15 protein-coding genes and 1 tRNA gene are annotated in these 21,399 nt (G+C 38.5%); 8 read left to right on the top strand and 8 right to left on the bottom strand.

Annotated features, from left to right (window positions below):
• Both QMD21_00385 and QMD21_00380 read left to right on the top strand, forming a co-directional pair.
• Positions 1 to 315: transposase (locus QMD21_00385; protein ID MDI6855228.1), on the top strand; the 315-nt coding region annotated here is incomplete at its 5' end.
• 132 nt (positions 316 to 447) lie between these two features.
• Entirely contained in the window at positions 448 to 732 is a 285-nt protein-coding gene (locus QMD21_00380; GenBank protein ID MDI6855227.1) for a hypothetical protein, read from the top strand.
• Here the strand turns inward: QMD21_00380 and pdxS are convergent, their stop codons facing one another.
• Complete coding sequence (gene pdxS / locus QMD21_00375) at positions 733 to 1,629, bottom strand: pyridoxal 5'-phosphate synthase lyase subunit PdxS (protein MDI6855226.1); 897 nt, start codon at positions 1,627 to 1,629, stop codon at positions 733 to 735.
• Positions 1,630 to 1,655: 26 nt separating this feature from the next.
• Positions 1,656 to 2,129 (bottom strand): PIN domain-containing protein, encoded by a 474-nt coding sequence (locus QMD21_00370; GenBank protein ID MDI6855225.1) that lies wholly within the window; start codon positions 2,127 to 2,129, stop codon positions 1,656 to 1,658.
• A 41-nt stretch (positions 2,130 to 2,170) separates the two neighbouring features.
• On the opposite strand from QMD21_00370, the gene QMD21_00365 reads away from it, so the two are divergent.
• Entirely contained in the window at positions 2,171 to 2,374 is a 204-nt protein-coding gene (locus QMD21_00365) for an NFYB/HAP3 family transcription factor subunit (GenBank protein ID MDI6855224.1), read from the top strand.
• Position 2,375: 1 nt separating this feature from the next.
• Here the strand turns inward: QMD21_00365 and QMD21_00360 are convergent, their stop codons facing one another.
• The 5 genes from QMD21_00360 to uppS all read right to left on the bottom strand — a co-directional run bounded on the left by QMD21_00360 (position 2,376) and on the right by uppS (position 14,704).
• Entirely contained in the window at positions 2,376 to 5,891 is a 3,516-nt protein-coding gene (locus tag QMD21_00360; protein ID MDI6855223.1) for a metallophosphoesterase, read from the bottom strand.
• A gap of 41 nt (positions 5,892 to 5,932) precedes the next feature.
• Positions 5,933 to 7,159, bottom strand: a complete 1,227-nt coding sequence (locus QMD21_00355; GenBank protein ID MDI6855222.1) for an MBL fold metallo-hydrolase — start codon at positions 7,157 to 7,159, stop codon at positions 5,933 to 5,935.
• A complete protein-coding gene (locus QMD21_00350) occupies positions 7,156 to 11,286 on the bottom strand; it encodes a right-handed parallel beta-helix repeat-containing protein (GenBank protein ID MDI6855221.1) in 4,131 nt (1,376 codons plus the stop codon). The genes QMD21_00355 and QMD21_00350 overlap by 4 nt, the downstream gene beginning before the upstream one ends.
• Before the next feature lie 113 nt (positions 11,287 to 11,399).
• Positions 11,400 to 13,892 carry a hypothetical protein gene (locus tag QMD21_00345; protein ID MDI6855220.1) on the bottom strand — a complete coding sequence of 831 codons (2,493 nt, stop codon included), beginning with the start codon at positions 13,890 to 13,892 and terminating at the stop codon, positions 11,400 to 11,402.
• 35 nt (positions 13,893 to 13,927) lie between these two features.
• On the bottom strand, positions 13,928 to 14,704 hold the full coding sequence (gene uppS / locus QMD21_00340; GenBank protein ID MDI6855219.1) for a polyprenyl diphosphate synthase: 777 nt from the start codon (positions 14,702 to 14,704) through the stop codon (positions 13,928 to 13,930).
• Between the two features lie 125 nt (positions 14,705 to 14,829).
• Here uppS and QMD21_00335 point away from each other — a divergent pair, with 125 nt between their 5' ends.
• The 4 genes from QMD21_00335 to QMD21_00320 all read left to right on the top strand — a co-directional run bounded on the left by QMD21_00335 (position 14,830) and on the right by QMD21_00320 (position 19,629).
• A complete protein-coding gene (locus QMD21_00335; protein ID MDI6855218.1) occupies positions 14,830 to 14,955 on the top strand; it encodes a hypothetical protein in 126 nt (41 codons plus the stop codon).
• Positions 14,956 to 15,111: 156 nt separating this feature from the next.
• Positions 15,112 to 15,282, top strand: coding sequence for a hypothetical protein (locus QMD21_00330; GenBank protein MDI6855217.1), 171 nt, complete (start codon positions 15,112 to 15,114; stop codon positions 15,280 to 15,282).
• Positions 15,283 to 15,447: 165 nt separating this feature from the next.
• Positions 15,448 to 15,521 (top strand) — tRNA-Gly (locus QMD21_00325).
• A 46-nt stretch (positions 15,522 to 15,567) separates the two neighbouring features.
• The gene (locus tag QMD21_00320; GenBank protein MDI6855216.1) at positions 15,568 to 19,629 is read left to right on the top strand and encodes a hypothetical protein; all 4,062 of its coding nucleotides are present in this window, start codon (positions 15,568 to 15,570) and stop codon (positions 19,627 to 19,629) included.
• Here the strand turns inward: QMD21_00320 and QMD21_00315 are convergent.
• Positions 19,626 to 20,723 (bottom strand): pyridoxal phosphate-dependent aminotransferase, encoded by a 1,098-nt coding sequence (locus QMD21_00315; GenBank protein MDI6855215.1) that lies wholly within the window; start codon positions 20,721 to 20,723, stop codon positions 19,626 to 19,628. The genes QMD21_00320 and QMD21_00315 overlap by 4 nt on opposite strands.
• 72 nt (positions 20,724 to 20,795) lie before the next feature.
• On the opposite strand from QMD21_00315, the gene QMD21_00310 reads away from it, so the two are divergent.
• Positions 20,796 to 21,398 (top strand): TIGR00296 family protein, encoded by a 603-nt coding sequence (locus tag QMD21_00310; protein MDI6855214.1) that lies wholly within the window; start codon positions 20,796 to 20,798, stop codon positions 21,396 to 21,398.
• Position 21,399: the final 1 nt, after the last annotated feature.

The raw sequence follows: 21,399 nt of genomic DNA, 5'->3' as shown, positions 1-21,399 counted from the left end.
GACTCAAATCAGAACTACAAACTTTTAAACTCTAAAAATATAATCGCTGGTATTAAGCCGAGGAAAGTAAAAGGGAGGTTACGAAGTGGTATGAAAAGTAATAAAGAACGTCGTAAAGCTATAAAGGAATATTTTAAAGATGAAAATAGTTGGAAAAAATCCGTGAATTATGGGTTGCGATGGAGCTGCGAAAGTGCTTTCTCAGCATTCAAACGTATTTTTGGTGAGCATGTAACTGCCAAGAAGTTTCGGAATATGGTCAAAGAGATACAATTGAAAGTTTTTGCGTTTAATGCCTTGATTAAATTATCCTAAAAATAATTGTTAAAATCTTATAGAGAAGTAAGTATCACACGAGTTAATAAAAATTTATCTCCGTGCGACACAGCAACACAGAAAAAATATATATATATTGCATTCTAATACTATTATTTGGTGGTTTGGCAAATGGCTGAAAAAATCATAGATAAAAGGAAATGGGAAAGATACACTGGTTATTTGGATGTGATTATATTTCTAGTACTGATAGGGTGTATTGTACTGATAATCAAGAGTTCTATAGACTACGGTTTCTACCATTCTGAGTATGTAGCTGGGGACGAAACAGCTCTTAATATGATGGGCGCAGCGCAATGGGGCTTAATGGGTTCCTTAGCACTTACAGCACTTGTAATATTCTGGATATTCTATAGATATTTTAAACTTAGAGTTGAGCGCAGAGTCGGGCTGTAGCTACCAGCCTCTTCTCTGCAATTTCTGCTCTTCAGATAGCTCTTCTATTGCCAACCCTTTCATTGCAGCGCCGAGCCCTTCAGAGACCTCTGCAATTATCTTAGCATCGTCATAATGTGAAGCTGCTTCAACTATAGCCTTAGCTCTTTTTTTAGGATTTTCTGATTTGAATATTCCTGAGCCTACGAATACTCCGTCGCTACCCAAGAGCATCATTAAAGCTGCATCTGCAGGAGTTGCAATGCCGCCGGCTGCAAAATTAACAACCATCAAGCGCTGGAGCTTCTTAACTTCTTTTAAAAGCTCAAAGGGTACACGATATTCTAAAGCTTTTTTCTTAAGTTCTCTTTCACCCATGCCTTTAAGCTCTTTTATCTGATTAGTCATCGTTTTCTGATGACGTACAGCTTCTATAATATTGCCAGTGCCAGCTTCACCTTTCGTCCTTATCATAGCAGCGCCTTCGTTAATTCTCCTAAGCGCTTCGCCCAGATCTCTAGCTCCGCAAACAAACGGAGTTTTAAATTTTTTTTTATCTATATGCTCAAAAGGGTCTGCTGGCGTTAAAACCTCGCTTTCATCAATCATATCCACGCCAAGCGCTTCTAGAATTCTAGCCTCGGCCTCATGGCCTATTCTGCATTTAGCCATTACAGGAATACTAACAGCTTGCATGATTTCAATTATTTTAAGAGGGTCTGCCATTCTAGCAACCCCGCCTTGCTCCCTTATTTCAGATGGAACCCTTTCAAGAGCCATTACTGCAACTGCTCCAGCATCCTCAGCAATTTTAGCCTGCTCTTGATTAGTAACATCCATAATAACACTTCCTTTCCGCAGTTTGGTGAAGCCTCTTTTTAGAAGCTCTGTCCCGAACCTGAGTTTCTTTAGTTCCACAATATTAAATAGGAAGAGCAATATTTCTATCTTACGGTTTTAACTCTGAGCCCGCAAATAGGGCATATAGTTAAAAAATTTTGAAAATATTTATTACAGCCTGTGCACCTATACTTCCATAGTATCTTCTTAGTTATCCCTCTCTGCGCAAACGCAATATATTTTATTCCAAGCTCTTTAGCAACGTTCTGAATAGAGTAGTCGTCAGTAAGTATTGCAGCGCCAATTTCAATAGCTAAAGCAAGTATATCAATATCTGCTTTAGATAGTCTAGGAGTTTCGCCAATTGCACTAGCTATTTCTTCTACTTTCGTTACGTTGAATTCTGAAGGTTGTGCCACATTCAACCCCATTATTCTTAATGCTTCTACTTTTTCATCCCCCAGCTTAGATTCTAATTCTTCAATTACAGAATTTGTTGCATAATATTCAAAATTTTTAGTAGCGCTAAATGCAAAACCCTCTACAAGCACGCTAGAATCAATCACAATTCTCTGCATAGAAAATATTATTACACTTAGAGCTAATAAAGGTTTCAAGTATGGAACTATCTTTAGCACCTATAGCTAGAATCATTAAAAGTGCAGGTGGTGAGAGAGCAAGTAAAGATTCTAAACTCTATTTAGCAAGTTTGCTCGAAGAATATGCAAGTAAAATAGCTGGTGAAGCTGTAAAGCTCTGCGAATATGCAGGTAGAGAAACGATAAGCGCTGAGGATATTAGGCTTGCAGCGAAAAGAGTATAGCTTAATTATTGGTCCATGCTGTAGCTTGCATTACATAGACCATATATCCTTTTCCTGGCTCAATATCGAAGTTGCTGACATTTGTCCCAACAAGCCAAACTACAAATCTGCCAAGGCCGCTATCCCAATAAGCCAGTGCGTTACAGTTCGGGATATTTTGAGCAAGGGTTTTTGCATCGGTAGTAGTTAAATTAAATCTCCCAATACTGTTCCATCCTGGATTTAAATCCATTTTCAAAGCTGCAAATCTACTGCCGTTAAATGTAAAGCTGCTTGGGTTGGTTAAATAAACCCAGTAGCCAACGCCTGCATCGATTGTAAAATTATTTTCGTTTGTTCCTCGCTTATGAGTTTCAAATGACTGTGCTGAGGAATTCCATCTCTTAACACAAACACAATAATCAATTGCCTGCGCTAAATCTTCAGCTCTTCTATATGAAGTGTTGTAAACTAGACTGATGAAATTCCATCCAGGCACTAACTCAATAGTAAACGTTGCGTTTTTTATAAATATTTTGACTGTTTTTTCATTATTATATTTATAGCTGTCACCAGTCAGCCAGGTTTTTATAATAATTTTATATATGCCTTCTTCTAGATTGATATCCCAACTAAGCTGGGTAGAGGCTCCGCTACCGAGTGCGCTGATAGTACGATTTTGCGCATCTGCAGTCAGTTCTTCAGGCGGGATAATTAGCTTTACTGCAATATCATCAATATACCAGCCTGCGTAATTTGTACACCAGTCAGAGCTAAGTATAAAGCATATTCTCACATCGTTATACCCTATGCATTGGTCTAGTGAAAGGCTTTCAAAAGTCCATTGACTGTTATTTCCAGTGTGCTCTGCAAGCTTCACCCAATTGTTAGTTGCGTTATACCAAACGTATACATAGCAGTAATCATACCAGTATTCCGTATGATACCAATGCCAGAATGTAAGCTCAGCATGTGGGTAGGAGGTATTACTTAGGTCTATATATGGCGAGATAAGATATGCATGTTGCGGGCCGCTAACATTTACAAAGCAATTATATTTCTGAGTATATTCTTTAGAAGCCATTTTTAGTCGGTGATAGCCTGAAGTAGTAGTTGTAACGCTACCGTACCATTCTCCATCGTTGTCTGCTTCGTTCATTAATATCCGGTTATTTTGCGGATCGTATAGGTAAAGGTCTACGTCAGGATTGCTTCCGCCGATTTGTGAAAATGTATATCTTATAGATATTTTTTCGCCTGCGCGTGCATAAAATGCATGATGCGCCTCTTTCGGCAGGTCGTCATCGTCACCATCTACATAACCCAGTCGCGCAGGATAATTTATAGCTCTGTTGTCTACTTTTACAGAAATATCATAGGAATACTGATTACCAGTAGAGGGGTAAGCAAACACCCTCAGCCTGTACATTCCGCTCGCCTGCTTAGGCACTGTGTAAGTAAGTATCTCTGAGCCGTCTGCTGCAGAGCGAGCGCGCGCAACCGCATAACCGCCTGAAGGCACATCGCCATATTCAATATTATGCGCTTGCGAATCGTAAGGTGTGTAGAGATAAAGATCTATATCGTTTTTGGAGCCTGATGCCCAGGTTACAGTTATCTCAATTAAGTCGCCTTCTTGTGCCGGTACATCGTAAAACTCGTTCTTACCATAGATATCGGATAGCACACCACCGTCGTGTAGCTCACCTGCAAATTCATAATGAGAATAATCTCTGTAGTTTCCTTGTAAGTTCGTGCCCCAACAATAGCTACCTGAGTGCGCGCTGCTCGGTCCTACTGTGCTTGGTGTCCCATGCTCCCAATCGCCAACAGTCCTTGTAGTAGATTCGTACAGCCACCAATCGCCCCTCGAGCCGCTTTCGTAACCCTCAGAATCGTCTGAAAATACTACCTGCTCAGTCTCATTCTTAATAATTTTTCGCGCTTCGCAAGATACGTTAAAGTTTGATGCACTTTCACCGTAATTTTTTATTGTAGCGACAATTTCCTGCGGACCGGCGTAATATGTACCGTTTTCTATAGGTGAGTTTATGGCTTCTACACCTACATCGCAGGCTGAAACAGGTCTTAAAACTACTTCTTTGGAGCTTATCGCAGAGATGTTTGTTCTCACATAATATACATCTACGGTTGCAAGACTAATTTTTTGCTCAATCCAGCCGTTTTCACATATATAGCTATACCCAGGAGCGGGCTTGGGCATTGTAAACGCCAGAAATGCATTTTCAAAATCTTCTCTAAGATTGTTAATTATCCAAGCAGTTACAATTTCAGCAGTACCGTTGTTTGAAGGAGTGTAGCCGTAAGTTAAGAGACCTGTAGGAGTAGATGAGGTATCGTCTCTTATCCCATTTCCATCCAAATCATAGGTATAAAAATCAAGTTTCGTACCGTTCACTCTTATTATTCGATAGCCGTTATCTGTGCCTTTAGTTGTAGAGCGCGTCTCTATAAAAGCAGGGTTTCCTAAACTACCAATGCTACCATCTTCTGGGATTTTATTATAATTCTTATCGTACACAGTATCGCTATGCGTATGCCCGTGGATGCTTAATGACACATTGTACTTTATCATCAGCTCTTTGTAGAGAGCGCTATTCTGCTCAATACAATGTGGCGGATGATGCATGAATACGAACTTCTGTGTGCTATCATTATACCTATTCAAAACATATTCAAGCCATGCAATTTGATCATTTCTCAGCCCTTGCCCGTTTGAATTAATAAGGTTCACATAGCGTCCCGAGTCTAGGCCTATAAACCTATAATTACCGTATGTGAAACATATATCTGAGTAGGGATTTATCCATTTTCTAAAATCTTCTATACTGCTATCGCCGGAATAGTCATAATCATGGTTCCCGTTTACTATATAAACAGGAACTTTCAAGCTAAGCATTACTTCTCTGAATTTCTGGTCTTGCTCGTTTGCAGGAAATTCTTGATCAGACCACCAGGTAGGCTCTTTATCGCAGCAGTCGCCAGTAACTATTACAAGTTCAGGCTTAATTAGATTTAATTCTCTCAGCACGTTTGCTAGATCTTTATAAGTACTTCCTCCTGATAAAGAGCCTATATGAGTATCTGTAAGTTGAATTATAGTAAACTTATCCTTCAGCGCATTAACTACTGAGATTGCATGAGGCTCAGAATCACTTATCCCATCTACAGTAACTGTAAGATTATAAAGGTCTGTGCGAAGTTCTGTAGGAACTGTAATATTCAGCTCCCATATGTTAGTTGCAGGGGAAGAGACTGCAGTGACAGGTAGCTCGTAAGAATCGTATTCTGTTGATACGGTAACGTTCCATACAGAACTAGCGCTTGCATCAGAACTTACATTAAGAATGAAATAGCTGCCTTTAGCGCGAGTTGCAGGCATTGCCCAAATCGGCCAATTGATATTTAGGGTGGTTGCAGCTTTAGGTGTAGGTGCTGATGCATGTGGAATATAGAATGCATTTAGAAAAAGCACTAACGTTATGCACACTACTATGTGTGAAAATCTTATACGCATTCTCTCTTATTGTAACTAATTGTTGTTTCCGATATAAATACCTATCGTAGTTCTACGAACTCGCCGTTTTTAGGCAAGTGAACCTCGTATTCGCTTAGCGCTTCTGCAAGTTTCTCTCTATTATCAGAATGATAAATTATGACTTTTTCAGGCTCGCAGCCTTTAACAAAGCTCACTAGCTCTTTATGGCCGCAGTGGGCTGAGAAGTCAAAATATTCAACTTCGCAATCAATTTTTTGTAGCACGCCTTGAAAATCTAATTTTCTTTCACCTAAGAGTCTTCTTCCATTTGAGCCTTTTACCTGATAACCAGTAAGTAAAATTGCATTTCTAGGCTGGTTGAGATTTTTAATGTATTCAAGCACAGGGCCGCCGTCAAGCATGCCACTAGTGGTAATTATCACATCGGCTTCTTTTATCGCCCTCCTCCTTGTCACATCTGAACGAACGACCTTTGTTTTCGTCATTACTTTTTGCAAGCCTTTTGGGTTGCGTAAATATCTAGGCTCATCAAGAAATAACTCGTTTATTTTCTTTCCCATACCATCAAGCCATTTATCGTACCTAGTATTTTCAAGCACAAGCATGAGCTCTTGAGCTCTTCCGACAGCAAACACAGGCACTATTGCCTTGCCGCCGCGATTAACGACCTCCTCCACCTTCGCTAGAAATTTTCGCTCTATCTCTCTTCGATCTACATGCTCTCTACCTGCGTAAGTGCCTTCTATAAACAGATAATCGCATTTTACAGGGTGCGCGCCCCATACAAGCTGGGTGTTGATTGTATTTAAATCGCTTGTAAAAAGAGAAATTTTTTCACCTCTGAGCTCGAACATCACAGAGCCAGGTATGTGACCACTGGAATGGAATTTTATTTCTAAGCCCGCTAGATCAAGCACATCATTATATTTAACAAAACTAAAGTTTCTCATCATTTTGCGTATATCAGGTTTTTGGTAAGGCGAGGCATAGCCTTCAAGTCTAGCTACTTTTAAACTATCTAAAGCAAGCACCTGGGTCAGCCATGCTGTTAGCGAGGTGCTGAGAACTGGGGTATTGTATTTTGAGCATAGCCAGGGGAGCATTCCAGAATGGTCTACATGACAATGGCTGAGTAGCGCTAAATCAACGTTTGGAGCTTCTAAAGGGTATTTAGGTGGTTTGCCTGGTGTGAAGCCATAATCGAGCAACAATTTAGTGGCATCGAGCTCTACTATCAGGCCTAGCTTGCCTACCTCCTCAGCGCCGCCAAGAAATTGGAATTTCATTTCTTCTTGCGCCTCGTCGATAGCGCTAAAACGAAAGCGCCTGCAAAAATACCTGCTAGTACGCCACCGATAACGCCAGCTGCAAGTCTATACTGAGCTTCATGCATGGCTTTTAGCGCTTCAGCTGCTATACGCTTAGCCTCGTCCTCCGCAGCTATTGATTCATTTCTCCTTCTCATCGCGTCACACAACTGTGTATTTAAGTCAGATATTTGAGCGCTTAGATTACTAACAGTACCGTTTAGTGTGTCAAGCTGGTCTTGTAAAGAGCTAATAGTAGCGTTTGATTGAGTAAGGTTTGAATTTAAATTTGTTATCGTATCGTTCATCGTATTTATTTGCTGCTGTAAGTTAGCGAGCTGCTGGCTTAACTCAGTTACATTCCAAACCCTCAAAAGCCAATTATGTGTGACAGTTAAACTCTCATTAAGAGTTGCATTGTAACTAGAAACATTTACCAACACAGTATAATTCCCAGCTGCATCAAAAGGTCCGAACGATTGCGTGCCTGTAGCATTAACTCCGCCATATGTTTTAACCCACTCAGTTACATTTTCGTAATAAACATACCACCAATAGCTTATAGCATCGCAGTCTGCTTCGAAAACCACGACAGTAAAAGTTATTATTTGCTCTTCAGTTATGCTCATAGTATACCATTTCGGCTCGTAAGATGTAATTTCAGGTGGAGCATCGATATTTATCACTATTACTTTCCAAGTCCTAGATACAGTTGCATTGCTGTCTGAAATTTTAATTTTGATTTTATATTCAGTACCGATTTCGCTGCCAGAAAGATAGTCAAAATATTTGCTCCAGTTGAGTTCTTGCGTGATATTAGTGTTTTCTAGAGTGTTGTTTTTCACTTCTACGTCACTAAAATACCAATAGTAAGTTAGAGTTAAATTATTTTGATGAAAGATGTTGAATTTAAACTCAACTCTAACGCCTTCTGTTATTGTATATTTTAGATCCGGTGATATATCCGAGATTTCAGGCGCGTTATGCGGAAACGGTTGATTAAGGTAAAGTATAAGCTCTAGAGTATTAGTTATTGGTATAGAAGTTGAATTCCAGAAAGCGCCTTGAGAAGCATTTACATTATAAGGAATAAAGTATGTAGTATTTGTCTGATTTTGAGTGTATTCCTGAACAACTATGTCTTTCACCCAGCCAAATAGATCAGTTATTCTATTTATCATATCAAATGTACAATTAAAATCTCGAACGCTAACGTTCGCCTCTTCTGCAGGAACGCTGTTGTTCCAGAGAACGTTAATGTGCAGATACCAAGAGACGTTGAGAGTGGAGTTGTAGTCGCCAAAGGGAAACTGAACTTTAGATTTATCGAACGTAGTATTGAGACAGTGAAGCATGGAATGCTCAGATAAATATAAATCGTAAAAATTGTTATAGATACTAGAGTTTGTCATAACGTTATTTGAAGAATTGTAGAGAGAGATGCCAGAAGAACTGTTATAAATTACGCAGTTTATTATATCGGTGTTTAGAGAAGAATCTATTTTAATGCCAGCCCATGAGTTGTTATAAATGGCGCAGTTTATGATTTTGGTATTATTTGGGCACGGATAAATGGTTAAATATGTCCAGTAAATATGGATGCCGTAGGGGGAGTTATTATAGATCGTACAATTTGTTATGGTGTTGTTTGAGGAGTAAACAATTTTTATACCATTGTAGCTGTTATTATAAATCGTGCATTTTATTATATTGTTGTAATCCGACGAGGAGGACATATAGATGCCCCACCCGGAGCTGTTGTAGATTGCGCAATTTTCTACAATATTATTTAAAGAAAAAGAAAATTGGATGCCCTGAGAGCCATTGTAAATTACACAGTTTGTTATGATGTTCACCGAAGAAAGTCCAAGATAGATGCCGATGTCAGAGTCGTAGATTGTACAGTTCGTGATTATATTATATGAAGAATATTCAAGATGAAAACCACCAAAAACATTGTAAATTGTACAGTCTATTACGATGTTGTTTATAGAATAGTCCAAAACGATGCCACGACAATTGTTATTTATTGTGCAGTTTGCTATACTGCTATTCATAGCGGAGATAATGTCAACCCCGTCATTGTTGTTATATGAAATAGTAGTGTTTGAAATGGTACTCCAATTGGAGCAGTCTAAGATTATTCCTTTATAATTCCATGAAAGAGTGGAGTTTTCTATGATAGCATTATCTGTATTTACCCAAAGCCCCGCAGAGTCATAAGGGTAGTCGTATCCGCACTCACTCAACTCAGAATCCCTCATCTCAAATTTGCTATCATTGCGCACCCAGAAAAGATAATGATTGTTTGAATTTGTTGAGGTGATGTTTGAGTTGTTGAGAATATACATTTCACCACCGCTCAAAACTTCAATAGCAAGTGAGCCGTTATAGCTACAGTTCATTTTTAGAGTTATATTGCTCAAGGTTAGAGTTCCGTTTTCAGTGATTGTCAGATTATTTTCTTGCACAATTAGATAGTTTTCGTAGCTCAGAGCAGTTGGGACAGGACTTGCTATAGAGAAATAGCTTACAGGCATGACTATCTCTTGGTTTTCTGACATATTATGGCTCTGAGTGTTATTACCAACGACTATACTGTGATTGTTCATTGAGTAATCTCTGCCGGTAATGTTCTCACTATATGCCATGCAAGGAATATATTTCGCCCAGCCTCCTTTATCAGTTGCAAAATTTCCTACTAATTTGCTATGATTATCTCTAACAGCAACGTTAGCATAATGGATTGGCTTTGCATCAGTGTCTATAACTTTAACGTTCAAATACCAAGAAACATTGAGTATAGCGAGAGGCGAGATGATGAACACGCTCGAACTGTTAAATGTAGTATTCACAAGGCTCAGTATTGAGTCGCCCCACAAGTAAATATCGCGATAGCTCAGATTAGAATAATTGCCAGAGATAGTTGAATTTACAATTGCATTGTTTTTAGAAAACTCAACTCTTGTCCCGTTATGTTCATTACCAGAAATATTGCAGCTATCAACGATATTGCTGCTCGAGTGACTAATTATAATCCCATTATAAAAGTTATTGATCATGGAGCAATTAAATATCAAATTATTATCACTGTGGGAGAGACGAATCCCGCCGTAAGCATCATCATAAGAATTGTTGTATAATAGATTTCCAATTAATGTGTTGTTGTCAGAATTATCTAGCCTGATGCCATCGTATTTGTTATTGCGTATTTCGTTACTGATTAATCGATTATTGTGAGAGTAGTCCTCGAGCGATATACCCGTTTCGCTGTTTAATACACTACAGTTTACGATGGTAATATTGCCTGAGCTATCGAGATAGATACCATAATCTTCTGAGCTTACTTTATTGTTTGAAATTGTATTATTATTTGATTGAGAGACGACGATACCATAATCACCTGAAATTCCATCGCCTTTAATAGTATTGTTCAATAAAATATTGTGCGTAGAACTAATATCTAGATAGATGCCCACAGAGATACTCGAACTTATTTGATTGTTAGATATTAGGTTGTTAGTGGAGTAGTAAAGTTCTATACCATCTTGGTTCGAACTTATGTTATTATCGAGAATTAGTCCATCCGAAGATTGATAAAGGAATATCCCATAATAGTTATTTGAAATCAGATTATTTGCTATCACTGTATTATTCGCTTGAATGAATAGTCCTCTATGACTTGGCTCTGTCCAGTTAGCGTACCCGCACCCGTGGAACTCACTATCCCTCATTTCAAATGTGCTATTATTGCGCACCCAGAAAAGATAATGAAACTCTCTCGCAGAAGTTATGTTAGAATTGTTCAAAATGTACATTTCTCCGCCGCTCTGTACTTCAATATAATATTGACCGTTTATTGTGCAGTTCATTATCAGGGTAACATTTCTGAGCGTGAGTTTACCAGTTGAAGTTATTGTGAGATTGCCATCCATAATCTTAGTTAAATTAAACCATGTTATCGCACTATCTATTATTTCGTCTCCGCTTGCCTTCACAATATTCTTCTCATTCTGATTCCAGATATTTTGCTGCGCACTTACTACCAATCCAGCAACGAGCAGTCCCAAAGCCAAATATGCGACCCAAACTCCTTTTGCGCTCATTTTGCCAGTTCACCTTTTTAGAGAAATGATTTGCTATATTAATAATATTTTCACTGCTTTTCAAAAAGACAAAACTTTGACCTACTTTTTCTTTCTCTGAAGAGTTTCTTCTACTACTTCCTTCTCTTCAGCCACATCGTTACAAAAACAACAATAACAGCGATTAAAAGTATAATGAAATGAGCCATCTGAGCTAGAATGTCCCAAAAGCGCTCCAGCTCTGTTTTAGTAACTTCAATTATAAGAGTTGTAGTTTCTGTTTCGCCATAAGCAGTAGCTCTTACTTCAATTAGAATTTTCTGGCCGTGCTTTGCATCACTAGGTATTTTCAAAATTATATCTATTTTACAGGTGTTGTTGGGGGCTGGCGCCAATCCATCTATACGCTCTGTTTCTAAACTAGCATATTCCCAACCCTTAGCCAGAAATAGAGCGACATCTGTAAAATTATTGCCTTTATTAGTTACTTTTAAGCTCTTCGTTATCGTAGCGCCTGGAGAGGCGGTAAGATTAATAACCTTGATGTTTTCGTCAGACCATACCACGTCTATATCATAGTAAGTATTTACAATTGTAATTACAGATTTCGTTTTAGTATGCTCCGGACTAACGATACCTTCTACCTCAATACCCACGTTTATAATTGTTGTATAGCTGCCTGCGCGAGTTCCTTTAGGAGCTGTAACTGTTAAAATTACTTCCTTACGAGTAGCTTTAGAGACTTCTACGTAAGTACTTTCAAGAGTTGCGGTTAAAGGAGGAGTTGCGTTTGCAGTTAGCCTAACCAAATGAGGAATCTCGTCATTAGTTTCTAGAGCGATTGTATATTGCGCTTGATCTTGAGAAACTTTCACATCTACATTCTTAGTATACTCACCCACATCAGGCAGAGATATTCCGAACGCGCGCTTAAGCTCTAGAGTTAAATATTTGAGTGTCTTATTAGTCCAGTTGGCTTTATAATCCAGTGGCGCGTAAACAGATTCTGCAGTAATGTTTAGTGTAGTATTATCTGCACCTGCGGTGGTATTAGCTGTAACGTTAAGTTTAACTGCACTAAAATAGCCTGGTGAGCCATAGGGATTAAGATTTTCTACGATGTCCTTTTCTAAGGTTATATTCCAGACAGCTTTATTAGTATAGTTGAGCACAATTTCAACCGAATCCGGCATAGAGCCTAGATTAATTACAGTAAGCTCGAGCTGGTATAGTCTGTTAACAAGTATGTAATCATACCTTTTCGACCATGTGATATTTATTTCGTAAGGCGCCGCAATATAAGTGAAAATAGTAACTGGCGGCGCATCTGCCTCATGGCCGGGAGTAATCGAGCGTGCATGTAAATCTACTCTGCATTTCCAATCCACGCCTATTGTGGTGTCTGCAGAAGTTACAGTTAAAATAAGATTTTTAGTACTGCCGCCATTGAAATTGTAAACATCATAATACAAACTCCTGCTTGCGTTAGTACTTACGTTACCCACAATAACGCCTCTATCTTTGTCAAAAACAGTTATGTTCCATAAATGACTTCCGCCGGGTATAATTTGTATATCGAAAGATATATTGATAGTAACTGTAGTATCATATGAACCTGTGTTTCTTATAGCTACTGCATAGCTTGCAGACTTGCCTACAAGTATTGTTTCATATGTACGATTTGACCATGAATCCAAAGCGCAGGCAATAAACGTAAAATTAGTGGTTTTGTAAAATGTATGCTGATGAGTTATTACGTTAAGTCTTGCTGTGTAGTTGCCTGCTTTCAGTCTGGAGCTCTCACCAGAATAGTTCCATTTATAGGTGTAATCGCCGGTTGTTATATTTTCCAGTGGCGGAGTAGTATAATGATAGCCTGGGCCATTGATTTCTAATCTTACTTCTTTTAAGTCTTCGTTGTCAAAAGCGTCTTTTATGTTTCCTTTAAATGGTATTTCGGGGGTTGGCGCATAAGGCTTGAATTCAGTACCACCTTCTGTAGTTACAGTGGCTGTTACCGGCGAACAAGGAAATGATACCTGCGATGCGTAATTTTTCTCGTCGTAGTAAAGCGTTACATTATAGTTGTATGCAAGAATTGACGAGGGAACCGCTTTTGAAGAGATTTTTAAAGTTAAGTTAGAATATTTTTTTAATGTAACCTTACCAGTCTTATCGTAAGTAAGATTGACTGTTTTCCAGCCACTCCATTCGATAACGTCTTCAAACCATTCTGTAGCCTCTGCACGCAGCTCTGGATTCTCGAAAGAGAAACTCAACTTCACATCAACAGTTTCGTTTGGATCAGTGTGCGGCGTATGTACTTGTGTAACTTTGATCTCTAGATAAAAACTAACGTTGCAGTAAATTGTGTTCACAGTTAGATCCTCTTTCAACTCAGGAGAGAAAAAAGTTATTGATCCACCATCTTTTAGTGATGCTTTCGCCTCTACGCCTACGGCTGGCGGAGTGGTATTCATTGTATTATTCCTATGAAAATATAGAGCTATTGGTACTTCGCTATCACTTTCCACAACAGCGCCTTTGGCATTTAAAGGAATAAAACTCAGGGACGAGAGCAATATAAGAACAAAGGCTATCACAGCGCTAAGCTTTTTTATTTTCATCTTTATAAGTAAAGATTTTTAACTCAATATATATTTTACTCTCCAAACCTGCGCTGACGATGCTGATAAGCTCTTATTGCTCTAAGAAAATCTATCTTTCTAAGTTCAGGCCAATAAACATCTGCAAAATATAGTTCTGAATAAGCAAGCTGCCAGAGCAGGAAATTAGAGATTCTTTCCTCACCAGAAGTCCTTAAAATCAAATCAGGATCAGGCAAATCTTTAGTATAGAGATAAGAAGATATTAGCTCCTCGTTTATACTGCTTTCATCTAATTTACCAACCTTCACATCATTTGCAATTCCTCTCACAGCCTGCACTATTTCCTCCCTGCCCCCGTAAGCTATTGCTATGTTAAGATAGTAATTCTCGTGCTCTTTTGTCCTATCTTCTGCATATTTTATCGATTCTTGAACTTCTCTAGGCAAAATATCTACTCTGCCAATAGCTTTTATTCTTACTTTGTTTCTGTGTACTCTTTCATCATCGCCAGCCTTTCTGAAACTTTCTGTGAAAAGTTCCAAGAGCGCTTTTAACTCCTCAGCAGTTCTCATAATATTCTCCGTAGAAAGCGCATAAACAGTAACTATCTTTATACCTAGCTCTAAACACCAGTCAAGCACTTCTTCTAGTTTATCCCTGCCCATGACATGTCCTTCAATAGGCTTCAAGCCTAGCTTTTCTGCAAATCTTCTATTTCCGTCCATTATAATAGCTATATGATTAGGAAGAGGATTTGCTAAGATCTCTTCAGTAAGCTTCCTCTCGTAAACTTTAGAGAAACTATCTGACAGTTGCTTCATCAAGTTAATTTTTAGCCCTGTTTTTTTACGTAGTAACTCATCCAACGCTAACTTCTTTTTGTAAGCTTTGTATAGAGTTTCTGAGATACCTTTTATTACGCTAATCTTATTTTCACCGTTTTATTCATATAGTAATGAGAATATTTAAGCCATTCTATCGCCTTTTAAAAGCCATGACTGAGCAGAAGGAATTAACGGAATCGTTTTACGAGCTTAAAGTTGAAGATATTGTTGACAAGCGGTTTTGGATAAAGTATTAGCGATTTTATGAGGTAAAGACCATATTTGGGTTGTAAAGAGTGAAGGCAGCAGAAAAGTTGTAGGTGTAATTACTGAGCATAACGTCCTTAATATTTTCGCACCGAAAGTTTTCCCTCTTATAGATTCGGCATGCCTGACTTGACTTCTGTCTGAAAATGCTGCTTGAGATTGCACTTGCAATTATCGCTGCAAAAGCGTTAGGCTATGCATTTGAAAAGCTCAAGCAGCTGACGGTTATTGGAGAAATACTTGCTGGAATCTTGCTAGGACCGTTTTTACTAACTAGAGTGCTAAACGGCACTATGTCATTGCCGGTTATGATTTAATTTTTCATACCTTTGTTTTTTCGTCTGGATTGGCGCAATAATAGATCTATCTGCGATAAAGGACATAGGCATGCTTGCTATCTTCTTCATACCTTTACTACTTTGCTCGCACCAGTTCTTCTAAAAGCAACTTTTAAACGAGCGTAAAGTTATTTTGGTATTGGAGCGTCTGTAGTCTAGTCTGGTTAGGACTTGAGCTTCCCAAGCTCATAGCCCGGGTTCAAATCCCGGCAGACGCATCTTTCGAGCTATAGTTTATATATCCGCCAGAGAATTTACTCACTGATGGAAAAGGTTAAAGTCAAATGCCATAAATGCGAACATATCATAGAAGTAACATCTAAGAAAAGACCTTTGAAAGTTAAATGCCCTGAGTGTAAAGCTGTTGGTATTTTAAGGGAGCCGCTCCCAAAGCCAGAGCCTAAGCCCGAACCCAAGAAAGAGATAAGAAAGGAAGAAGCCAAGCCAAAGCTTGAAAAAGAGGTAAAGGAAGCTGAGCCCCCTCTTGCTCCATCCAAACCTACTCCTGTTTCTATCCGTTCTAAGCTAAAGAATTTCCTAAAGCAGAGGATAATAAAGCCTATAGTGATACTTCTTGTAGTTGCAATAATTCTCACAAGCGTACAGCTAGCATCGCTTATACCTACTGGCGAAACGAGAATTGTACCGAATGACTTCGGTATACCGCAAGAACTTGAGCTTGCGAAGCAAGAATTTGAAAGTTCGAGTGGCTTAGTAAAAGAGAGGGCAGAGAACTTAGTTAACGAGCTCGACTGGGGTTATGAAAAGAAATCGCCGAAAGAAATAAGTTATAACGTAGGTAGAATAAGTAAGCCAAAGCCTGAATGGTCAAGAATATTTGAAGATATTGAGAATGCAAATATCACTCCAGAAACTACTTATAAACCATGGACCCATACAACAACTGCTGACTTTCGGAATAATTGCTCTTTTAGCGAAAACGTAGATATAGCAAATGATATGATTAGACTGCATACCCTTGCTGCTCAAGGTGTGTTCATTTCTACACCTTTAGATTCAGGGACAGATAATGCAGTTTTGAAAAATGTTGTTTGGCATCCTACAACTCAACCTCACTTATCAGAGATTGTAATCATTGTTGGGGTCTCCTATAACCTTACTCTCGGGATTTGGGTACCAGTTTGGTCTTCCAGAGACGTGATTCCAGAGGCGGTTAAGCAACTATTCCCGGATTTTGAGGAAATTGTTAAGGAAGTTGTCTCAGGAAGATATTTTATGTATGCAGTAGTTTTTTTGGGAGGCGTTGATGATAAACCTCTGCTAGAAGATATTACTATCAACGTTGCAACAGCCACTATAGATAGAAGATATTATGTATTCACTTATTACAATGATATTTTACAAGTTGATAGAGATGGCGTAGCTGGCGGTGCAATACCTCAATTGGGATTTACTCTACATGAAAATAATTCTATAGATGTTGATGGGGATGGCGACGACGACTTTGTTGTTTCGTTAGTATTAACTGGCATAGTGAACGAGCCTTTTAGGGATTGGTGGGAACCACCCACTCACCTGATTGGTGGGTTAAATATCAATATTTATAGAGCTAGAGAGCTTGATAACCTGACGATCTATTTCGTCAAACCCGTAAGTTACGAAAATAAAACTTATATTTGGATAATTGGTTTTTATTTCTATTCTTTACCTGGGACTTTTTCTTTTACCGCAATTTCTGAAAATATTACACTTGAAGCCGTTGCTTTTGCGATGGGCGGGCAGACCATAATTAACGTAACACCACCTTATCAAATAACTTGGAATATGGATATACAAATTTCTGAACTCTCAATTTTTATAGGCTACGCGCAATTTCAGCCTGTGAAAGCTTTAAATTCGTTTGAGGCAAGATTCTCGCCTGGAATAAAATATGGAAATATCTACTATGAAGAAGTTGCTGAAAGAACAGCTCTAACTTGGTCTGGAAGCGAAGAGACAAATATTAGCGCTTGCTACAAAGATGAAAATTTATATGGGGAATTCGAGCTCAGCAACTTACCTTCAAATCTAAATCTATCAATTATAAATCTATCAGCTGAGATTGGGAGGCCGTTCTCTGTCCTTGAATACAACGCCTCAGGCACAGTCTCTAAATTTTCATCTATCTATTACGATTTCAGTGCTGGGCAGATAGCCAAACTAGAGCTTTTAAATTTACCAATAAAGCTTGTGCTGAGAGGTACTTTTACAATTCCACCTAAAGAAGAGCTCAATCCAGACGCCAGTGATACTTTTATCGGTAGAGCTCTAAATTATGTTATTGCAAGGATATCTGCCGCAATGAACAGAGTGCGGAAGGCTTTAAGAAGTATCTCAGAAACATTCTACGCTCCTGATAACGTGTTTCACCTTCAGTCTCCTATAGCTAAACTTGAATTTGCATTTCTAAAGGGTAGTGTTGAGAATAATACTGTAAATGCAGAACAATTACTGCTGTCAGGTAATTATATTGGGTCGCTCAACACTTCAATCCAAGCAGGCTTGACAAATGTTACAGAGCTCAAGCTATCGCTCGGTAGAAATATAACTCTCTTACTAAAAAGGAGCGCCGGTGACGAGGCATTCAAAGCTATTTGCATTTACAAGGGTATAGAAATTTTAGTTGATATTTCTAAGCTTCCATCAGAACTAGCAATTGAAGGTAGCGTTAAAGGGCTGAGTTATATTTTCAAGGAGCCTGTAGAACTTGCTATTATAGCAAAAACTCAAAATTATAATCTAGAAGGATATGTAAAAAATGCGCAGGAAGGTAATTTTACAAGAGAGAATCAAAATGTCAGTTTTGAATTCGGTTCTGAGGTTGAGCTACACTGCGCATTGAGTAAAGGACATTTCTATAAAATGACTGATAACTACCTTTTCGTAAATACTTTTGAGAGTGCGATAGCTCTAAGACTAGAGAAACTTAAATTTTTACGAGCCGGGGAAATCTTTGAGCTAGAGCTCTTCAAAGAATACCCTCTGAAAGTACTTCTCAACGCTAATTACGCTGGAGGAAAAATATTGGTTAAGAACTTAGCTACTAAAATCAATATTTCATTAGCGCGACCTTTAGTTGCGATACCTGAACTTGAGGAGCTGAACTTTTCAAAGCTCGAAGTATTATCTTCCTTTGCTAATGCTCTAGAGCAAGCTACGCATACCTTTGGCAAGTTGTTTGAAGAGCTTATACTTAGCGAGAGCCTAACGTTCTCTTATACTTCTGCTCAAGCCCCAATCATTATTGCTAATCTTAGCGCTGATGAAAACACACTACCTTGGACTCACGGAATAGCATTGAGCGCTACAAAATCATCTTTACACAGTAAAATGTATTTAGAGCTACCTCAAAATGGAACTTTTAGTTTGAACAGGAGCAACGGTCTTGAGCTAAGATATTTATTTGAAAACTGGGTAAGCTCTTTTAACTGGCTTACCGCTAGTTTAGAAAGGGATAATACAAAACTATTTGCGCATCTATTGAATATTACCGAACTGAAAAACGGAAGCGGAGTTATAAAAATAGTTGAAGAAGAGGTTGTGAAAGATGGAGTTGAAGTTACACTAACAGAAACGCTTGAGCAACTAAATTTAAGTATAGAGATTTTAATAGCTAACGTACCTCAGAACTTAAGTTTAACTTTTACTCGTAGGCCTAATCTTACTATGGTTTGGGAAGCAAGCTCTTCCACACCTGCTATCTATCTAAATATTGCAGGAGGAAAAGGAACGCGTAAAAGCTACTTCCTAGCTCATAAACTACCTGAAAAATTTGAGTTCAAAATACTGCCTTCACCGAAATTAGTTGGTGAGACGTTTGCTATCCATAAAGCCTTGCCTGAATTCAATATCAGTGCTTCTGAGAAATTTGATTTTCAGCTAAAGCTAGCAGGCGAGCTTGTTGGGAGAGAGGGAGAGTACAAGCTATACGTAGAAGGGCTGAAGTATTACTCAGTGAGAAGCGAAAGTGATACTGTGCTCATGACAGGCGACGTAGATAAGCTATTGTTCGAGGCTGGTAACGCTACAGTGGGACTAGCAAGAGTGGAGAAATTAGAGCTTTTAGCTGTAGAGCTAACTAGCGTGAGATTTGCTGTTCATTCGCTGTTTGGTAAAATGCCTGTTCTAGAACTAAGTTGTAATGTCAAAGAGCTCCAAATAAATCTCAAAATACTTGTCAGTACGCCAGTAGGCAAGCTAGATAAACTTGCGCTGACAAATTTTGGAGGCTTTTCACTGAGCACGCGCAGGAACTCTATTCGAATAACAGATACCGCAACACATTATATTTTTATAGCGCCTATACTCTCGTTGCTTTTATTCTAAAGCTTTTCAACAACTTCTCTGACTATTCCCAAGCCCTTTTCTATGTTCTCAATTGAATTTGCATAAGAAATTCTTAAATGGCTTTCGCCAGCAGTGCCAAACGCAATTCCAGGAACGCAAATAACGTTTTTTTCAAGTATTTTCAGTGCGAGCTTTTCAGAAGTAATATCTAAGTTATAAGAAGGGAATAGATAGAAAGCGCCCTTGGGCGGCACACAGCGAAAGCCCTTCATATCATTGATGATTTTTATAGCTGTATCGCGCCTTTTTCTAAATTCTGATACCATTTTTTTAACGCATTCCTGTGAACTTTTAAGTGCTGTAAGCGCTGCATACTGAGTAGGTGTAGGCGGACATGCCACTGTATAGTAATGCATTTTCAATATTTCATTAACAAATTCTTTTTTAGCGGCTAAATAGCCAAGCCTCCAGCCTGTCAAAGCATAAGTTTTGGAAAATGAATTTATGTGCACTACATTATCGTAATTTCCTAGAAAAGAGAAATGCTCGCAGTCGTAGATTATTTCGTCGTAAACCTCATCTGAAAATATAATTAAGTCATTATCTTCTGCAAATTCTATTATTTCTTTTACTTTCTCTTTGCTAAAAACACTTCCTGTGGGATTAGAAGGCGAGTTCACAATAATAGCCTTGGTTTTTTTACTAACCTTAAAATTAGCTACGTTAGGCATGAAATCCTCTTTCAGTCTATAAAAAACAGGTTTGCCGCCTGCAAGTGAAACTTCAGTTGGATATAGCGGAAAGCCTGGGTTGGGAACTAAAACCTCATCGCCTTTTTCAATAAAAGTGAGCATAGCTGCATGCAGAGCTTCGGTAGCGCCTGCAGTAATAATTATTTCATCGTGAGTAATATCTGACTTGTATTTTTTTAGCCTTTCTGCAACCGCTTCCCTTAACTGATAAATACCTGCAGTAGGACCGTATTTATTAAAACCATCTGCCAGAGCTTTTTCTAGCGCTTCTTTTATGTGTTGAGCAGGTTGAAAATCGGGCTCGCCAAGTCCTAGATTAATTGCTCCTTCGCCTGCAAGCTCGAACATTTTTCTTATACCAGTAACTTCTATACTTTTCATTCTTTTCGCGAACATTCAGAAAATAGAATAGCAGTAGTAAAATTAAAAACCTTCGGAGCGCATTAACAAAGCATGCTCTCTTTAGAAGAAGGTATAAAGGCAGTGAAGCTTGCACGAGAAACGATTGAAAGATATGTGAAAGGCGAGCCAAAAATCACAGAAAAGTTATCAGCTAAATTCGATCAAAAATTAGGCGTGTTCGTTACTATCAATACATATCCTGAGAAAGAGCTACGTGGATGTATAGGTTATCTAGAACCTAGTTTAGAACTAGCAAATGCGATAATAGAGAGTGCTCAGAACGCATGTAACGACCCTAGATTTGAGCCTTTAACTGAGCAAGAAATTGATAAAATAGTTGTAGAATTAAGTATTTTAACACACCCTGAGCTAATTGAAGTCAGACATCCTCTTGAATACAAAGAGAAGATTAAGATTGGCGTTGACGGACTAATTGCAGAGAAAGCTCTTTTTAGAGGTATTTTGCTACCGCAAGTTCCTGTCGAGTGGAAGTGGGATGAAGAAGATTTTCTTACACATGTGTGTATGAAAGCAGGCTTACCACCAGATGCTTGGCTGAGTAAAGACATCAAAATTTATAAATTCCAAGCTCAGATATTTTCAGAGGTCTCGCCTAGAGGGAAAATAGTTGAAAGGAAACTTGTTGAGGAATAAT

The organism is Candidatus Thermoplasmatota archaeon (genome assembly GCA_030018475.1).
In the GTDB taxonomy this organism is placed as follows: domain Archaea; phylum Thermoplasmatota; class JASEFT01; order JASEFT01; family JASEFT01; genus JASEFT01.
Note: the sequence above shows the minus strand (reverse complement) of the source record. Positions and strands in the feature narration are given on the sequence as shown.